This is a genomic window from Caballeronia mineralivorans PML1(12) (assembly GCF_001028175.1).
Lineage (GTDB): Bacteria > Pseudomonadota > Gammaproteobacteria > Burkholderiales > Burkholderiaceae > Caballeronia > Caballeronia mineralivorans.
On sequence record NZ_AEJF01000014.1, the window covers coordinates 1 to 15,434 of the forward strand.

General features: G+C 55.8%; 10 protein-coding genes. 1 reads left to right on the forward strand and 9 read right to left on the reverse strand.

The window, feature by feature from the left end; genetic code table 11:
* A partial coding sequence (locus EOS_RS02400) for a nucleoside-diphosphate sugar epimerase/dehydratase (RefSeq protein WP_047845013.1) occupies positions 1–651 on the reverse strand: 651 nt, incomplete at its 3' end.
* A 315-nt stretch (positions 652–966) separates the two neighbouring features.
* Between EOS_RS02400 and EOS_RS02405 the strand changes: the two genes are divergently transcribed.
* Entirely contained in the window at positions 967–2,067 is a 1,101-nt protein-coding gene (locus tag EOS_RS02405) for an IS5 family transposase (protein WP_047845014.1), read from the forward strand.
* A gap of 143 nt (positions 2,068–2,210) precedes the next feature.
* Here EOS_RS02405 and EOS_RS49115 read toward each other — a convergent pair whose 3' ends face one another.
* The 8 genes from EOS_RS49115 to EOS_RS44085 all read right to left on the reverse strand — a co-directional run bounded on the left by EOS_RS49115 (position 2,211) and on the right by EOS_RS44085 (position 14,584).
* Positions 2,211–2,771 carry an alpha/beta hydrolase family protein gene (locus EOS_RS49115; RefSeq protein WP_053063728.1) on the reverse strand — a complete coding sequence of 187 codons (561 nt, stop codon included), beginning with the start codon at positions 2,769–2,771 and terminating at the stop codon, positions 2,211–2,213.
* On the reverse strand, positions 2,768–4,162 hold the full coding sequence (locus EOS_RS02415; protein ID WP_053063729.1) for a TolC family protein: 1,395 nt from the start codon (positions 4,160–4,162) through the stop codon (positions 2,768–2,770). The genes EOS_RS49115 and EOS_RS02415 overlap by 4 nt, the downstream gene beginning before the upstream one ends.
* A gap of 124 nt (positions 4,163–4,286) precedes the next feature.
* Positions 4,287–5,708 carry an HlyD family type I secretion periplasmic adaptor subunit gene (locus tag EOS_RS02420; protein ID WP_047845015.1) on the reverse strand — a complete coding sequence of 474 codons (1,422 nt, stop codon included), beginning with the start codon at positions 5,706–5,708 and terminating at the stop codon, positions 4,287–4,289.
* A gap of 16 nt (positions 5,709–5,724) precedes the next feature.
* Positions 5,725–7,854, reverse strand: coding sequence for a type I secretion system permease/ATPase (locus tag EOS_RS02425; RefSeq protein WP_047845016.1), 2,130 nt, complete (start codon positions 7,852–7,854; stop codon positions 5,725–5,727).
* Between the two features lie 16 nt (positions 7,855–7,870).
* Positions 7,871–8,488, reverse strand: coding sequence for an adenylyl-sulfate kinase (gene cysC, locus EOS_RS02430; RefSeq protein ID WP_082163192.1), 618 nt, complete (start codon positions 8,486–8,488; stop codon positions 7,871–7,873).
* An 86-nt stretch (positions 8,489–8,574) separates the two neighbouring features.
* Positions 8,575–9,390: a sulfotransferase family protein gene (locus EOS_RS02435; protein WP_047845017.1), complete on the reverse strand. Its 816-nt coding sequence runs from the start codon at positions 9,388–9,390 to the stop codon at positions 8,575–8,577.
* A gap of 32 nt (positions 9,391–9,422) precedes the next feature.
* Entirely contained in the window at positions 9,423–13,604 is a 4,182-nt protein-coding gene (locus EOS_RS02440) for a beta strand repeat-containing protein (protein WP_082163191.1), read from the reverse strand.
* A 14-nt stretch (positions 13,605–13,618) separates the two neighbouring features.
* A complete protein-coding gene (locus EOS_RS44085) occupies positions 13,619–14,584 on the reverse strand; it encodes a formylglycine-generating enzyme family protein (protein ID WP_075645271.1) in 966 nt (321 codons plus the stop codon).
* Positions 14,585–15,434 lie beyond the last annotated feature (850 nt).

Consider the following 15,434-nt stretch of genomic DNA (forward strand, 5'->3'; position numbering starts at 1 on the left):
TGCCCCCGGTATCGCGATGATCGCCGTATCGGCCTTGAGTTGTTCTGCCCACAGCGGCAATTCGCTGATCGATCCCAAGACCTTGTGGCCGAGGATCTCGCGACCGCGTTTGGCGGGGTCGTCGTCGAGCAGACCTACCAGACGCCATTCGCTCGAGCGCGCCAACTCGCGAACGAGGTTCGCCCCCGCCGTACCCGCGCCCAGCACGATCACCGGCTTGCCCTTGCCGATCAACCCGCCGTACAGATAGAACTCTTTGATGGCCCGATACAGGGCACGTGCGCCGCCCATCGTGAGGAAGAGCAGCAACGGCGACACAATCAACACAGAGCGGGGAATGATGGGCGAAGGCTGCAACATCGCCGCACCGATCATCACAATCAGCGCGCCAACTGCCACTGACTTGGAAATCCGAATAAGGTCAGGCAAACTCGCGAACACCCACATGCCGCGATACAGCCCGAACACACGAAACATCACTGCGTAGACGGGCAACACCCACATCAGCGCGGAAAGCGCGCCTCGCGCGAAGTCAATTGGCACGGCCCCATTGAAACGAATGGCATACGCTGCCAACCATGTGCCGGCGACCGCGCAAACATCGAACGCAAATGCGCAGGCTGACAACCATGAAGCTTTATACCGAATCATTCGCATGAACCTCGAGAGTGCCCCAAAAAACGGACGGCATTTCGCAAGGCCGGAAGGCCTGTCGACGCTAGGCTTAAGCGATGCCGGGTGCCTAGCCCAACCGCCAGTGAACTTTTCCCCACGAAAGCGGGGAAAGTCAGTATCCAGAAGGCAAACATTATGCCCGGCATGATCCCATTATCATGTTACATATTGCAAACGACAGTAACATTGGCGTGTCCAGTGCCTAGCAGGCTGCGGAAATACCTCACCCCGAAGTCACCCAAAAGGTCAGTTCAAACGTTGTTAGTAAAGACCCCACAACTGTGAGAAGCGATGCGCGGCCCCGATACCTTTACAGAGAACTTGTTCACATTGCGTAAGCTGGAGGACTTTGTTCCAGCCGATCATCCGCTGCGCTCGATTCGCAAGATGGCCAACGCAGCGCTGGCCAAGATGGATCGCTTGTTTGCCGGCATGTACGAGGCTGAGATCAAAGGTGGGCGGCCCAGCATTACCCCGGAGAAGCTGCTGCGCGCGATGCTGTTGCAAGTGCTCTATAGCGTTCGCTCGGAGCGCCAGTTGATGGAGCAGGTTCAATATAACCTGCTGTTTCGTTGGTTTATCGGGCTGTCGATGGACGATGCCGTGTGGGTGCCCACCGTCTTCACCAAGAACCGCCAGCGCCTGATCAAGCATGACGCGGTCATCGAGTTCTTCAACGAGGTTGTGGGCATTGCCGAGAAGAAGTGCTGGCTTTCCGGTGAGCACTTCAGCGTCGATGGCACGTTAATTCAAGCATGGGCCGGTCATAAAAGCTTTGTGCGCCGCGACGATGATCAGGACCCCGAAGACGGTGGGAGCTTCAAGGGCGAGACGCGCAGCAATGAGACGCATGAATCGAAGAGCGACCCGGATTCGCGGCTGTATCGTAAGGGCAAAACGGCAAGCGAGCTACGCTACATGGGCCACACGCTGAGCGACAACCACCATGGGCTGATCGCCAGCGCCGTGGTGACGCTGGCCGATGGCTATGCCGAGCGCGAAGCGGCCAAAGTAATGATCGACGATGCCCGTCAGGCGCTTGGCGACCCGACACGCGAGATCACGCTGGGGGCAGACAAAGGCTATGACGCGGCAGAGTTCATCGAGGCCTGCAAGGCCATGAAAGTCACCCCTCACGTGGCGCAAAACAAGTCAGGGCGCCAGTCGGCGGTGCCCGAATCAATCGCCCAGAGTGCGGGCTACGCGGTTTCCCAGCAAAAGCGCAAGCTCATCGAACAGGGTTTCGGCTGGGCCAAGAGCATCGGCGGTATGCGCCAGGTGATGGTGCGCGGCTTGAAGAAGGTCGATCAGATGTTCGTGCTGACGATGGCCGCGTACAACCTCGTGCGCATGCGCACCTTGGGACAACTCCGTCCATTGCAGCCGCAGTGAACCAAAAATGCGCAAGAGAACGTCATAAACAGGTCCGAAAACCGAAATTAACCGGTCCATAGTCCAAACTATGAGAAATCCCCCGCTGAAAATTCTGATCAAGCTCATGGCTCAGTAAAGTCGGCCTGTATTTCCGCAGCCTGCTAGGACTTCGATCTAAGGACCTCTCCGCAGAATATAGACTCGCTATCGCTTGCTGATCTGTAACAATTGCAATCCATCGCCATTATCTTTTGATATGAATCCATCTTAGGCTGCTGTTTCATGTAACCGATCACGGCCCGTATGTCCCGGGCTGCGTCGAGGCCCATCGCTACGTCATCGCATCCGTGCTTGCTTAGGTATCCTCCTGATCCAGCGTACCCACGCATCATTGGCATGGCAACCGCGTAGCCGCGTGAGAGGAAATAGTAGGCCGAGAAGGTAAGGTGATATCTCGGCTGCTGCGCAGGTGGCTCGCTTGATGTAGAGCCATGATTCATAACCGCAAGCGGGAACGGGCCGGGGCCGCTCGGCATATAGACTGTCACTTGTAGGGTGACGGGGAGCTCAGCATCCCCTGGCACGTTTAGCATGCGCTCATTGAGCGGCGCCTCGGGCTTGATCGATGCATCCGACAGGTCATCAGCTACTGCGGTCCGGACAACGGCCGACAGAAGCAGCGAAAAAGCGAGAAGCACGATTCTGTATCTTGTCAGCATCATCTTAGTTCCGTTGACGATTCGCGAGCGATGTCCCACATGCCCAGCCTGCCCAGTTTGGCGGCCAGTTGAAGCCGCGCGGAGCGCCAGTCGGTCAACGCTTGGATGCGTTGTCGCTTCGCGCCGGCCAGGGAAGATTGCGCGTTGAGCAGTTCGAGAATGTTGCCAACGCCAACCTGATAACGATGCTGGGCCGCTGTGTACGAGCGATATGCGATGTCCAGCAGCATCGCAATGTTGTCCAGATTTTGGGTCGCGGTTTGCAACGCCTGATAACTGGTCCACACATCCAAGCCAACCCGCTGCTGTACCTCATCAAGTGTGTCGCGCTGCAGTTCGGTCTGCGCCTCTGCTTGGCGAACTTGGTACGTCCGTCCAAATCCTTCAAAAATCGGAATCGTCACCTGGAAGCCCAAGTACCACTCGTGCCCAGTAGCGGGAAGCTGCGGGAGGCCGATTTCAAGGCTCGTGGGCTGATTGTTCTGACTGTATTTAGCCACCAAGCTCAGACTCGGCAATCCTTCCGCCCGGGTCTGCGCTACCTTGGCGAGCGCGGCGTCAACCTGAGCCTCTGCAGCCACGACGCTGGGATGCGATCGCTTGGCCTCCTGAATCAGATCAGCAACCGAGTCGTCGAATTCGGTGCTGGGCGTCACGCCATCGCCTACACCCGGCAATGTGACGGGCACGCTAGGGTCCAGATCCATGTCGACCGCGAGTGAGCCAAGCGCGGTCTGCCAATCTCCTTGTGTTTTGGTGCGGTTGACGACAGCTTCGGCCCAGGATGTCTGCGCCTGCAATTCGTCGCTGATCGGCGCGACCCCTTTGTCTGCTCGGACCGCAGCCGCCTTGAAACTGTCGTTAGCGGTCTGTTCGATTTCCTGTGCTGCAACGAAAGCACCTTGAGCGGCCTGCGCTGCGTAGTAATCCTTGGCCACGGCTGCGAAGGCCGCTTCCAATCCCGCCTGGTGACTGGCCTGCGCAGCTGCCAGCAACGCAGTGGCATTGGCCAACGCCGCCTTTCGGCCGCCAAAATCATAAAGTACCCAGCTCAGGGACACGCTGTCTGTCTTGAGTGCACTATTGCGGTAGTCGGAACTGTATTGCGGCAACTCCGTAACGTTGGTGACTGTATCGTCGCGCACACCCTGCCAGGTGGCAGAAATCGTGGGCAGATAAGCAGCGCGAGCAATGCCCACCCCGGCCGCCTGTATCTTGACCTGAGCCCAGGCTTCGCGAGTTTTGGGGTTGTTACAAAGGGCGCGTTCCACTGCATCTTGAAGCGGCAGCGGATTCGCCAACGGGCCGAACACGCAGACACTTGAACGGCCATCGTCAAGCATTGCCGCAGCTGCCGTGACCGGTACAGATTTGCCGGTCAGCAGAGGGTCCATTCCCCAGGCGGGACACGATGTTGCCAATAGGGTAGAGAACGCCCCCACCCAGCCAGCATGTCGGCATAGAAATCCGTTCGCTTTTGTCCTCACGTGCTGCGTCTCATGCATGTTCCAGCTTCGTCTAACGCTCACGCATACTCTCCTGGCCCGTTTGCACAACTGGATCGAAGAAGTACTGGGCAACGCTGCGCTTACCGGTCTTGATCTCCGTCGTCACCGCCATCCCCGGCGTCAGGTTGATCCACTGGCCGTTCGCCAGAATCCGGTTTGTCGGCAAGCGGATATGGGCGACGAATGTCAGACCCAGTTTTTTATCCTGGACGGCATCGTTCGACACCGAGACGACCTTGCCGGTCAGATAACCGTAGCGCGTATATGGAAACGCCTCGATCTTGACAGTGGCGACCTGTCCAGCCTTTACAAATCCAACATCCTTGTTTTCGATGTTCGCTTCGACTTCGACCGCATCGTCGGGTACGATCTCCATCAGCGATTGGGCTGCGGTCGCAACTCCGCCTACCGTATGAATCGCCAATTGCTGCACTGTTCCGGCTACGGGTGTGGTCAGGCTCATTAGCTTCTGGCGGGTGTCAGCCTTCGTTTCATCATTGCGGCTCTGCTCGAGCTGCTGGGTTGCCTTGTCTAGCGAGTCTAGTTGCGTACTGCGGAACTGCGATGTGGTCGATGCGATGTCCGCGCGCTGCTCGGAGATACCTGCGAGCAGTTCGTGAGCATGACTCTGCTGCGCAGCCAGTTCGTGCTCCTTCTCGAGCGCCGCCTGCTCCTTGTCCAGATAGTCGGTTTGCGCCACGTATTTGTCGGCGGTAAGCGTTCGGTACTGATTGGCCTGCTGACGAGCGAGCGGAGCTGTCGCAGCCAACCTTGCAATTTCCTGCCGTGTCGTCTCCAGCTCGGCCTCGCGCTTGAGCAGTTCCGCCTGCGAGCTAGTCAGCTTGTCCTGATACTCGCGATACAGGCCATCGGCAAAGTGCTGCGCCTCCTGCTGTTGGGCTATCGAGACTCCTGTGATCGCAGCCATCAATGGGGGGCGCCCTGAACTCTGCGCGTCCAGCAGTGTGCGCGAGCGCTCGGCAGCAAGAGCTGCATCGATCCTGGACGAGCGCGCCTTGTCGGAGTCGGCGGCGGCTTGGGTCGGATCGAGCTCCATCAACAACTGACCGGTTCTTACGCGCTGGCCATCCTGCACGAGGATGCTACGGACGACACCAGTAATTGCCGGCTGGATCACCTTGACCCGCTCGTCGGGAAGCAGCTTGCCCTTAGCCACTGCCACGATATCGAGCTGGCCGAAAACTGCGATGACGAGAATCACAAAGGCCAGGACGACAATGATGCGCATGGTCCACCGTGGTGCTGGATGGACTGGTGTTTCAACCAGTTCCAGATTGGCGGGTAGAAACGCCCGCTCATGAGAGAGACGGGGCTGGGTGTCGAGTCGGTCCCGAATCGACCACGCGGCACGGAACACTGCACTGTATCGTCGTAGCAAATCGCCCAGCGCCTGCGCTCTTATGAAATTCATTGTGGGCTCTGTCGCACTAGGCGTTCTGAAGGGAAATCAGATGCGCGTAGTAGCCGCCCTGCTCAAGCAACTGGTCGTGGCCACCGCGCTCGACGATCTGTCCCTTGTCCATCGCAACGATATGATCGGCGTGCCGGACTGACGTGAGGCGGTGCGCGATGATGATCACCGTGCGGCCCTGGCACATTGCCCGCATATTGTTCTGGATGATCCGTTCGGTCTCGAAGTCGAGCGCACTCGTCGCTTCGTCAAAAATCAGGATGCGCGGGTTGGTTACCAACGCGCGGGCAATCGCGATGCGTTGGCGTTGGCCACCGGACAGATTTGAACCGTGTTCGCCCACCACTGAGTCGTAGCCTTCCGGCATTTCCGAAATAAAATCGTGCGCTCCGGCAAGTCGGGCCGCGTGCATCACCGCTTCGAGCGGAATACCTGGATCGGTGACGGCAATGTTCTCGCGGATAGACCGGTTGAACAGGAGATTCTCCTGCAGCACAACACCGATCTGACGGCGCAGCCACGCCGGGTCCGCCAAGGCAAGGTCAATGCCGTCGATGCGCACCCGGCCGTGCTCCGGGATATAGAGACGCTGGAGGAGCTTGGTTAAGGTGCTCTTGCCTGAACCGGAGCGACCGACGATCCCAATGATCTCGCCTGCGCGAATCTCGAGAGACACGTCGTTCAGGATCGCTGGACCATCGGGCCGATAGCGAAAGCGGATGTTCTGGAAACTGATATCGCCCTTGACGGCCGGCAACGCCTGGCGGCTCTGCGGCAACTCTGTGCGGGTATTGAGGATATCCCCGAGCCGCCCCATGGATATGCCAATCTGTTGAAAATCCTGCCAGAGCTGCGCGAGGCGCAGGACGGGTGCCGCGACCCGCTGGGACATCATGTTGAAGGCGATCAGTTCGCCCACCGACAGCTTGCCGTCGATCACCAGTTTCGCGCCAAAATATAGCGTCACCAGGGTCACTAGCTTGCCAACGAGCTGGATGAGTTGCTGGCCGATATTGCCCAGTGAACTAACGCGAAAGCCAGCGGCAACGTAGGCCGCGAGTTGTTGGTCCCAGCGCCGCGTGAATTGTGGTTCGACGGCCATTGATTTGACCGTTTCTGCACCCGAGATTGTCTCCACCAGAAAAGATTGGTTGTCCGCGCTGCGGGCGAATTTCTCGTTCAGGCGGCCTCGCAGGATCGGATTGAGCGTCATTGAAATGGCCGCATACACGGGCAGCGAGATAACCACGACTAGCGTTAGCCATACGCTGTAAGCGCACATGACGGCCAGAAAAACGAAGGAGAAAAACAGGTCGATCACTGCGGTCACAGCCTGTCCGGTCAGGAAGCTTCGGATATTCTCCAGTTCGCGCACCCGTGCGACAGTGTCCCCGACGCGCCGCGCACCGAAATAAGCCAGTGGTAACGCGAGCAAGTGCCGAAAGAGCCGCGCACCCAGTTCGACGTCGATGCGGTTCGCCGTATGGGAAAACACATAGTTTCTCAAACCTGTGAGCAGAACCTCGAATACTGAACTCACAAGCAGTGCGATGCAGACGACGTTCAACGTATTGAACGCTCGGTTCACGAGTACCTTGTCCATCACCACCTGGAACATGAGCGGTGAGACCAGTCCGAATAGCTGCAACACAGCCGATACCAGCAGTACTTCGAGCAGCAGTCGACGATATTTGACGACTGCGGGGATGAACCACGAAAAATCAAATCTGGCAAGCTCGCCACTCAGCGATGCGCGCGATGCGAACAGCAACATCTGGCCGTCGCAACGTGCAATTACATCGGCGGGTGAACTCACTTTCGGAGAACTCTCTCCCACATCGAGTATCAGGGCCCTTTCTGCATTGCATCCGGCTAAGATGAAGTGTTGACCGTCTCGGTCGAGTGCAAGGGCAGGACACGGTGTCTTGGATAAGCGATCACCCGACACCCTGACCCTGCGCGTTTTAAGGCCGAGGGACCGGGCGCAGAGCGCCAACTCGCGATCATCAAATGCTGCAGATTTGATACCAGCCGCGTGGCGTAGTTGACCTGCATCGGCTGCTATGCCGTGAAAGCGGGCGATCAGCACGAGCGCGGTCAACCCAGGATCGCTGTCCGGAGCCGTGGGTTTTTCTGGATCAGTCATGCGGGCAAATATTCCATCAAGCGGTAGACGAGCGAGAAGCGCTGAGTGCAAAGCAATGCAGAATCCCGATTGATTGCTGAAGCGTCAGACGTTCGGTGTCGATTACGAGATCAGCCGCGATTGGTTTTTCGTAGGGCGAACTGAGCCCAGTAAATTCTTGTATTTCTCCGCGTCTCGCTCGCGCGTAAAGTCCTTTGGGATCTCTTGCTTCGCAAACTGCAAGCCGGGCGTCGACGTAGATTTCAAAAAAACCATCGCCGATTGTTCTACGTGCGGCTTCCCGCTGGGCGTGCAAAGGGGAGATAAGCGCTGTGATGACGATAAATCCAGCTTGTTGAAACAAACGGGCGACTTCGGTAACGCGACGCACATTTTCTGCGCGGTCTTCCACGCTAAAACCCAAGTCGACATTGAGCCCTGTACGCAACGCGTCGCCGTCGAGCACGACTGATTGGATGCCTTGTGAGTCAAGGTGGTGCTTCAGTCCGTATGCAAGCGTCGATTTTCCCGCACCGGACAGACCCGTAAGCCACAGGACACGCCCATCCGTTTCATGTGTTGCGGCGGCCAGCTTCAAAGCAACTGTTGCTGAATTACAGACCCCCGACGTATCTACATTCACGTCTTTATTCATCGCGCGCTTCTTGTTATTAACAGTCCCGTCCGGTGCCATTCGCCCCGCGTGCAACGATAAGCTCTGGACTACCCAACGCTATCCCGCTAGAGAATCTTGACACCACGCGTATTCAGTTCTTGCTTCGTCCAGAAAGTCGTACCGGCATATTTCGCGAAGAGATCCGGGGGAATACAGGGCTTACGATCCTGGTACTCGACTTTCTGCCTAACTTTGTGCAGCCCAGGCATACCTAGAAGCGCGTCGTAGTCCGGTTCGTCATAGACCGCGTTGTCGAAGTCATGCGGGAACCAGGTCTCGCCGAGCTCCTCGTAAAGCCGTCCCAGGGTCCGGGCAGGCTCTCTTACGAGATGCTCATAGGGCACAACAATCAATCGTTTCGCCTCGTCGCTAAACCATGCCTCACGCAGTGTGGTCCAAGACAGTCCAATTAGCCCGCTCTCCGAATTCATCAGCGTTTCTGCGCGCGAGTACACCGACGCTCCCGGTTGGAACCTGAACATGCGAGAAAGCTGAAGTGGATTCTTCGCAAGCATCCGCTCAATGCTGTCGATAATCCAGCCAACTTCTCTCACACAGCAGACGATGCGCGATTGCGGGTACAACTCACCCAGGAGTGCTGCGCGACCGGTCCAGGTCCGATTCGTATCGAACGCGACGCCTCCCGGTTCGATACCGGCGTAGTACGAATCGAACACGCCTCGCAGCATGGTCGCGCGTCTGGCGTCATCGAAGAACACACCAAACTCGCCGCCACACATCTTCGGGTGCAGCGCGCCACACAACAATGCGACTGGGCTAGTCATCGCCGCAGTGAAGCGCGGGTTCTGGCGCAGGAGCGCGCACAGCAAGGTTGATCCGGAGCGGGGAAGCCCCGAAATCAAATGCAATTGGGTAACCATGCGGCTCCTTTGTCCTCTATTGTGGTCTTCGGTCAATGCGCACTGGCGGCCAGCGCCGTGTGATGATGGGCGTGATCGTCCTGTGTGAGGCTTGTGTTTCCCGCCGCCTGTGGGTTGAATGAGGCCATCCCCGCTATCAGCTGACCGAGCTGGTGATCGACCGATATCTGGCCTGCCACTGCAGAGGTGGTTGTCCCCGCTGTACTCGATTGCACCGCACTGCTAGTCGAGCCATAAAGCGACTGGATCCCGGCGACGTCCGTGCTGTCCAGCGTCTGGTTGCTCGAGGTTAGCTCGTAGTACATGATCGAGTCTTGGTCCGAGTTATCTGCCAGCCCCAGCGCATGCCCGATCTCGTGCAGCAGCACCTGCGAAAGTGTCGCGTCGGTTCCTGCATATGTCTGCTGTCCATCGGCTCCACTCACCAAGGCATCTTGGCTGGGGTCCTCTAGTTGGATGACCGCGTCCGATATCTGCCCGTTGCTCACCTGATAATCGGTGTAGCCCACGACGCCCGTCGTGGACGTATTGAGATCACTGAAGGCAATCTGGATATCGGATTGGGAAGAGCCCGTTACTTCCTCAAACGTTATGCCCGAAGCCGCCGCCCATGTAGCAAACGCGTTTTGTACTTCGGCGTCGTATTGACTGCCCACGTCACTGGCAAGACTCCACGTGACCACCTCGCCAGCCCATTTATTATTCGAGTCCACCGACGTTCCAGTGCCCGAGGTCGGGGTTGCATCGGCCATCTCTTGTGCCTGATGAAGGGCAACCTCAGCAGCAGTTGCTCCGGCCTGGTTGCCGATGCTCAGGTCGTATTGCGCAATCGAACCAATGTCACTGCCAAGCGCCGCTTGAACCACAGTTTGGTTTCCCGCAAATCCGTAATAACCATAGTAGCCTCCGCCAGAATCTCCACCACCACTATCGCTACCGCCAGAGTCATCACTGCCGCTCGAGTCACTAAAAGCTCCGTTGTCAGCAATATCTCCCGTGGTTCCCGAAGTGATTTGCTGCCCGTTCAAACTGTCGTCACTACCGAAAGCGGTGACGCTTGAACCATCACCTCCGCTAGTCTGATCGTTACTGCCATCGATATCTGCTTGCGCGTCTGTACCCACCGAAATGCCAGCGCCCTGGCCGTTTGCAGTCGTACCACTGAGCGTATCGCCGCTTGCGTTAATAGTGTCGGCGTCCCCGTCCGTGCTGGAAACATATGTAAGCGCCCCAGCGGTGGTATCAATCGTATTGCCGCCTCCGTATGCGCCCATGCTGTCGCCGACCGATTCACTTATGCCATCGTTGCTGCCGTTAACGTTGGCTTGGGTGTTTCCGTTCAGGACGATGCCTGAACCCTGACCGTCAGCCGTGGCCTGACCAAGCTGATCGCCACTACCGTTGACAGTGTCAAATGATCCATTTGTGTCGCCCAGCACCGTCAATGCGTCGCTGGTCGTGTCGATCGTATTGCCGCCCCCGTATACGCCCACGGCGTCGCCAGCCGACTCACCTATGCCATCGTTGCTGCCGTTGATGTCGGCTTGGGTGTTTCCGTTCAGGATGATGCCTGAACCCTGACCGTCAGCCGTGGCCTGACCAAGCTGATCGCCACTACCGTTGACAGTGTCAAACGCTCCATTTGTGTCGCCCAGCACCGTCAATGCATCGCTGGTCGTGTCGATCGTATTGCCGCCCCCGTATACGCCCACGGCGTCGCCAGCCGACTCACCTATGCCATCGTTGCTGCCGTTGATGTCGGCTTGGGTGTTTCCGTTCAGGATGATGCCTGAACCCTGACCGTCAGCCGTGGCCTGACCAAGCTGATCGCCACTACCGTTGACAGTGTCAAACGCTCCATTTGTGTCGCCCAGCACAGTCAATGCATCGCTGGTCGTGTCGATCGTATTGCCGCCCCCGTATACGCCCACGGCATCGCCAGCCGACTCACTGATGCCATCGTTGCTGCCGACTACGTTGGCTTGGGTGTTTCCGTTCAGGACGATGCCCGAACCCTGGCCATCTGCTGTGGCCACACCAATCTGATCGCCACTACCGTTGACGAGGTCGAAGGCTCCGTTTGTGTCGCCCAGCACAGTCAATGCGTCGCTGGTCGTGTCGATCGTATTGCCGCCCCCGTATACGCCCACGGCATCGCCAGCCGACTCACTGATGCCATCGTTGCTGCCGACTACGTTGGCTTGGGTGTTTCCGTTCAGGATGATGCCCGAACCCTGGCCGTCTGCTGTGGCCACACCAATCTGATCGCCACTACCGTTGACGAGGTCGAAGGCTCCGTTTGTGTCGCCCAGCACCGTCAATGCGTCGCTGGTCGTGTCGATCGTATTGCCGCCCCCGTATACGCCCACGGCGTCGCCAGCCGACTCGCTAATGCCGTCGTTGCTGCCGACTTCGTTCACTTGGCTATTAGCGTTTATAAAAATTCCAGTTTGTTGCCCGTTTGCGGTGGTTCCACCGAACTGGTCGCCGTTCGCGTTCACGAGGTCAAAGCTGCCGTTCGTCGAACCAACAACGGTAAGCGCTCCTGCAGTCGTGTCAATCGTATTGCCACCGCCGTACGCGCCTAGGCTGTCGCCAGCCGCCTCGTTAATGCCGTCGTCGCTGCCTGTGACATTGACCTGCGTGTTGGTAGCCATATCGACTTGCCCACCGGTCATATCGACGGTCTGCCCAGCTCCTGATACGTCAACGGTGTCGCCCGCGACGCCGTTAATAATGTCGCCACTCCCGCCCACAGTAATCGTGTCGTTTGCTGCACCGATGATCGTATCGCCCGACCCTTCGATCGTGACTTGGCTTCCCGCTGTCAGCGTAATCGTGGCATTGCTCAGGTCAATCACATCGCTTTGCCCCGCTACAACGCTGTCGCCAGTGCCAGAGATAGTTGCCTGACTGTTCGCGGCAAGATCGATCGAACTACCTGATGCGTTGATCGAATCGCTCTGACCATTGACTGTAATGGTGCTGCCGGTCCCTGCCGTAGCACTGTCGCCGCTGCCATCGAGCGTGATGCTATCGCTCGCGCTGGCCGTCACGGTATTGTCTGATCCGCTAACAGTCGCTTGATTGCCGGAGGCAATTGAGATACTGCTGTTTGATGCGTTCGCGGTGTCACCGTTACCGGTAAGACTGTATTGCCCTCCGGTTGCGTTGAGTGTGACATCGACGCCTAGGATGTTCAGGTTGTCGCCGGTGGACCCGGTGACAATGCCGCCGCCGTTCAGGCTGCTCACCGTTGCGCTGGTGGAGACAAAACCAGCCTCGGTTGTTGCATCGCCGAGGAGTACAGTCAGATCGGTCGCATCAGATAGGCTCACCGTATCTGCGTCGGTACCAGTTCCTTCGAGCGTCAGCGTACTTCCGGTGAGTGCCCCACTAGACGACACAGAATTTCCGCCCCCGTTAAGCGTCGCGCTTGAGTTACTAGTCAAATCAATATTAAATCCACCAACATCTGCGACAACACCGGGTCCGACAACTGTCAAACTATCAGCATTACCGTTCATGGCAAGCTGAACACCGCTTGTTACTGTACCCTCACTATTTTCCTCTGAATATTCAAATGCATTTCCACTAAGCGGAGTCTCAGCAAGAGTGTCTCCGGACTGACCCGGTATAATAATTTCCTGATCCCCGTTCGAGTCATCAACACCGACAGATAAGGAATTAATTAATTCATCCACCGCTCCATTGGTCAAGCCGGTATCCACATCATTTAAAAAATTATTCAACCAATTTGCTGCACCGTATGCCGCCTGAGCTCCAGAAGCGATATTAGAAAAAACATTAGCACCTCCAGAAACTGTAAGCATCGCCGGAGCACTAAGTGGATCAATCAGAGCAACCCCTAATGCCGCAGAACTAGCAATGGAAAGGGCATCGGAAACAAGGCCCAAGGCAGCTTGCGTAGCCTCGCCATCGTTACCATCAGCCACCGCCTGATTATACGCTTGCAAATCTTTATTATAACTAACCGTCCCAGAAACAACACCTGTTGCACTGGATATTGTCGAAAATCCGGGTGAACTAGACAATCCTGTAACCGAAGAGACCAAATTCGCGGCGGAATTTGCCAAATCAGAATAACTGGCATTCCCGGTAACATATCCTTGAATCGTCGAAATCGTTCCACTCACGGAGTTTGAAACATTTACGGCGTTTGTTGTTGCCTGAACGACAGTAATTCCACCCATGATTCATCTCCAAATTACTTTAGAAAATCGGCCACTACTCTAAACCCCGTAGTACTCACACGATCCGCGGACGGAATTGCCGACCTCCTGGCCGCGCGAACTCCAAAGGGAACTGTGGCCCAACTTGCGCCCCTTATTACCTTTTCAGAACAATCCGTACCTGCGAGTAGCGACGGAGGAGAAACAGAATTTTGATATCCAATACTTGAGCACGTAGATGTCCATTGATAAACATCTCCCAACATATCAAATAACCCCCATGGATTAGGTTGAAACGAACCAACAGGCGACGTCCCCACAAAACCATCATCGCAATTAACATGGCGGTTATCATTTGGGCCAAAAATTTTTATAGAAGAAGCATTTCTGGCATGTTCGAATTTACATTGCTCAACGGCTCCCCCACTCCAATATGTCGGAGTTTGAGTACCAGCTCTCGCGGCGTACTCCCACTCAACTTCTGAAGGCAATCGATAGGCATATTTTTTTTTCTCAATCGACAGATCTTGCTTATTCAGCCACGAAATATATTTGTTTGCATCATCCCATGACACACAAACGACAGGATCTAGATCAGTTTGCGGAAACCCTGGATTTTCCCAACTAGCATATTTGTCAAATATCCAGACGCCACCTCTAAATACTTTACATCCCGGTCCATGAAACCCTGTCATCTTTGCGAATCTTGAAAATTGTCTGCGCGTGACATCAACCTTAGAAATGTAAAACCCTTCGACACGCTCCTCATGTCGAGGGGTTTCATCCTGCTTCAATGCTAAATACTGAGCTTGCCCAACGTACTCCTCATCCGTCGCACCTATAAAGAATTTTCCGGATGACAAAGCAATCATACTAAAACAAATATCACAATTTTCTTGAACAAGTGATTCGACTTTTTGCCCCCCCAAAGCCGATATATTTAAGGAAAATACAGTAAAAACCATCGCCGCAAAGATCAATTGGATGAATTTTCTGCACATGCCCACCCCAAAAATAATTACACGCCGCCATCATTGACAAGGCGCAAGGTCCGCGTTCACTGACGAATCAAAAGAATCAAAAACCGCACAAAGAAGTGACTTCTTAGCGACTTTCAATCTTCTTTTTTAAGCAATGTTCAATAGGCGCGACCACACGAATTTGTCATGCCTCAATCGGTCGACAAGAATCTCGAGATTCAAAGGATCGGAACATTTGTTCATTCACACTGGGATGGTCAAGCAGCATGACCCCGAAACCAAAGCCAATCTCCCGGAAGCTTTAAGGAACAATACATTGTTTGTAACATCATTTACCATGAATTGGTATTAATTACATATTTAAATATTACGTTATATTTTAGAAAAATATATACTAAAAAAATGAAAGATATCGGCAGTTGCAGTTGTACTGGGGGTTGTCTCAGAATTCGGAGAATTCGCTAGCCCCTCTTTCAGCTTCCACCTCTAACACCTCTTGTGCTAGAGACGCAAATTGAATATGTCAATTGTCTGTTTTTTTAAGCGCAAGCAGAGCCCGAAATTGGATTCGCAGCGCACGCATAGGCAAGCGACGCGGCGATTCGTTCGCGTATACCGGGAAGACGAACATACTGCTGCACCCATTTGCCACCCTTAAAAACCTCAATGCCCACCGCGATGCGCTATCGCGAATGCGACTTACGCGGTTTGCGTGTCACTATTCTGCGATCTCCTTTTTTAGCAGGGCGCGTTTAAGCGCTCTCGCCTCACTTGAACGGACGTCGCGCTGTGAAGGGTCCGCTGCATGGTCGTCTGATACTCCGGCACCCAGCGACGCAGATCGCGGCGCACTTCATCGTCAGCCAATACG

What these genes read in the sequence shown, in the direction of transcription:
- EOS_RS02405 (WP_047845014.1), top strand. Translation starts at nt 967, where the DNA reads ATGCGCGGCCCCGATACCTTTACAGAGAACTTGTTCACATTGCGTAAG.
- EOS_RS49115 (WP_053063728.1), bottom strand. Translation starts at nt 2,771, where the DNA reads ATGATGCTGACAAGATACAGAATCGTGCTTCTCGCTTTTTCGCTGCTT.
- EOS_RS02415 (WP_053063729.1), bottom strand. Translation starts at nt 4,162, where the DNA reads ATGGACCCTCTGCTGACCGGCAAATCTGTACCGGTCACGGCAGCTGCG.
- EOS_RS02420 (WP_047845015.1), bottom strand. Translation starts at nt 5,708, where the DNA reads ATGAATTTCATAAGAGCGCAGGCGCTGGGCGATTTGCTACGACGATAC.
- EOS_RS02425 (WP_047845016.1), bottom strand. Translation starts at nt 7,854, where the DNA reads ATGACTGATCCAGAAAAACCCACGGCTCCGGACAGCGATCCTGGGTTG.
- cysC (WP_082163192.1), bottom strand. Translation starts at nt 8,488, where the DNA reads ATGAATAAAGACGTGAATGTAGATACGTCGGGGGTCTGTAATTCAGCA.
- EOS_RS02435 (WP_047845017.1), bottom strand. Translation starts at nt 9,390, where the DNA reads ATGGTTACCCAATTGCATTTGATTTCGGGGCTTCCCCGCTCCGGATCA.
- EOS_RS02440 (WP_082163191.1), bottom strand. Translation starts at nt 13,604, where the DNA reads ATGGGTGGAATTACTGTCGTTCAGGCAACAACAAACGCCGTAAATGTT.
- EOS_RS44085 (WP_075645271.1), bottom strand. Translation starts at nt 14,584, where the DNA reads ATGTGCAGAAAATTCATCCAATTGATCTTTGCGGCGATGGTTTTTACT.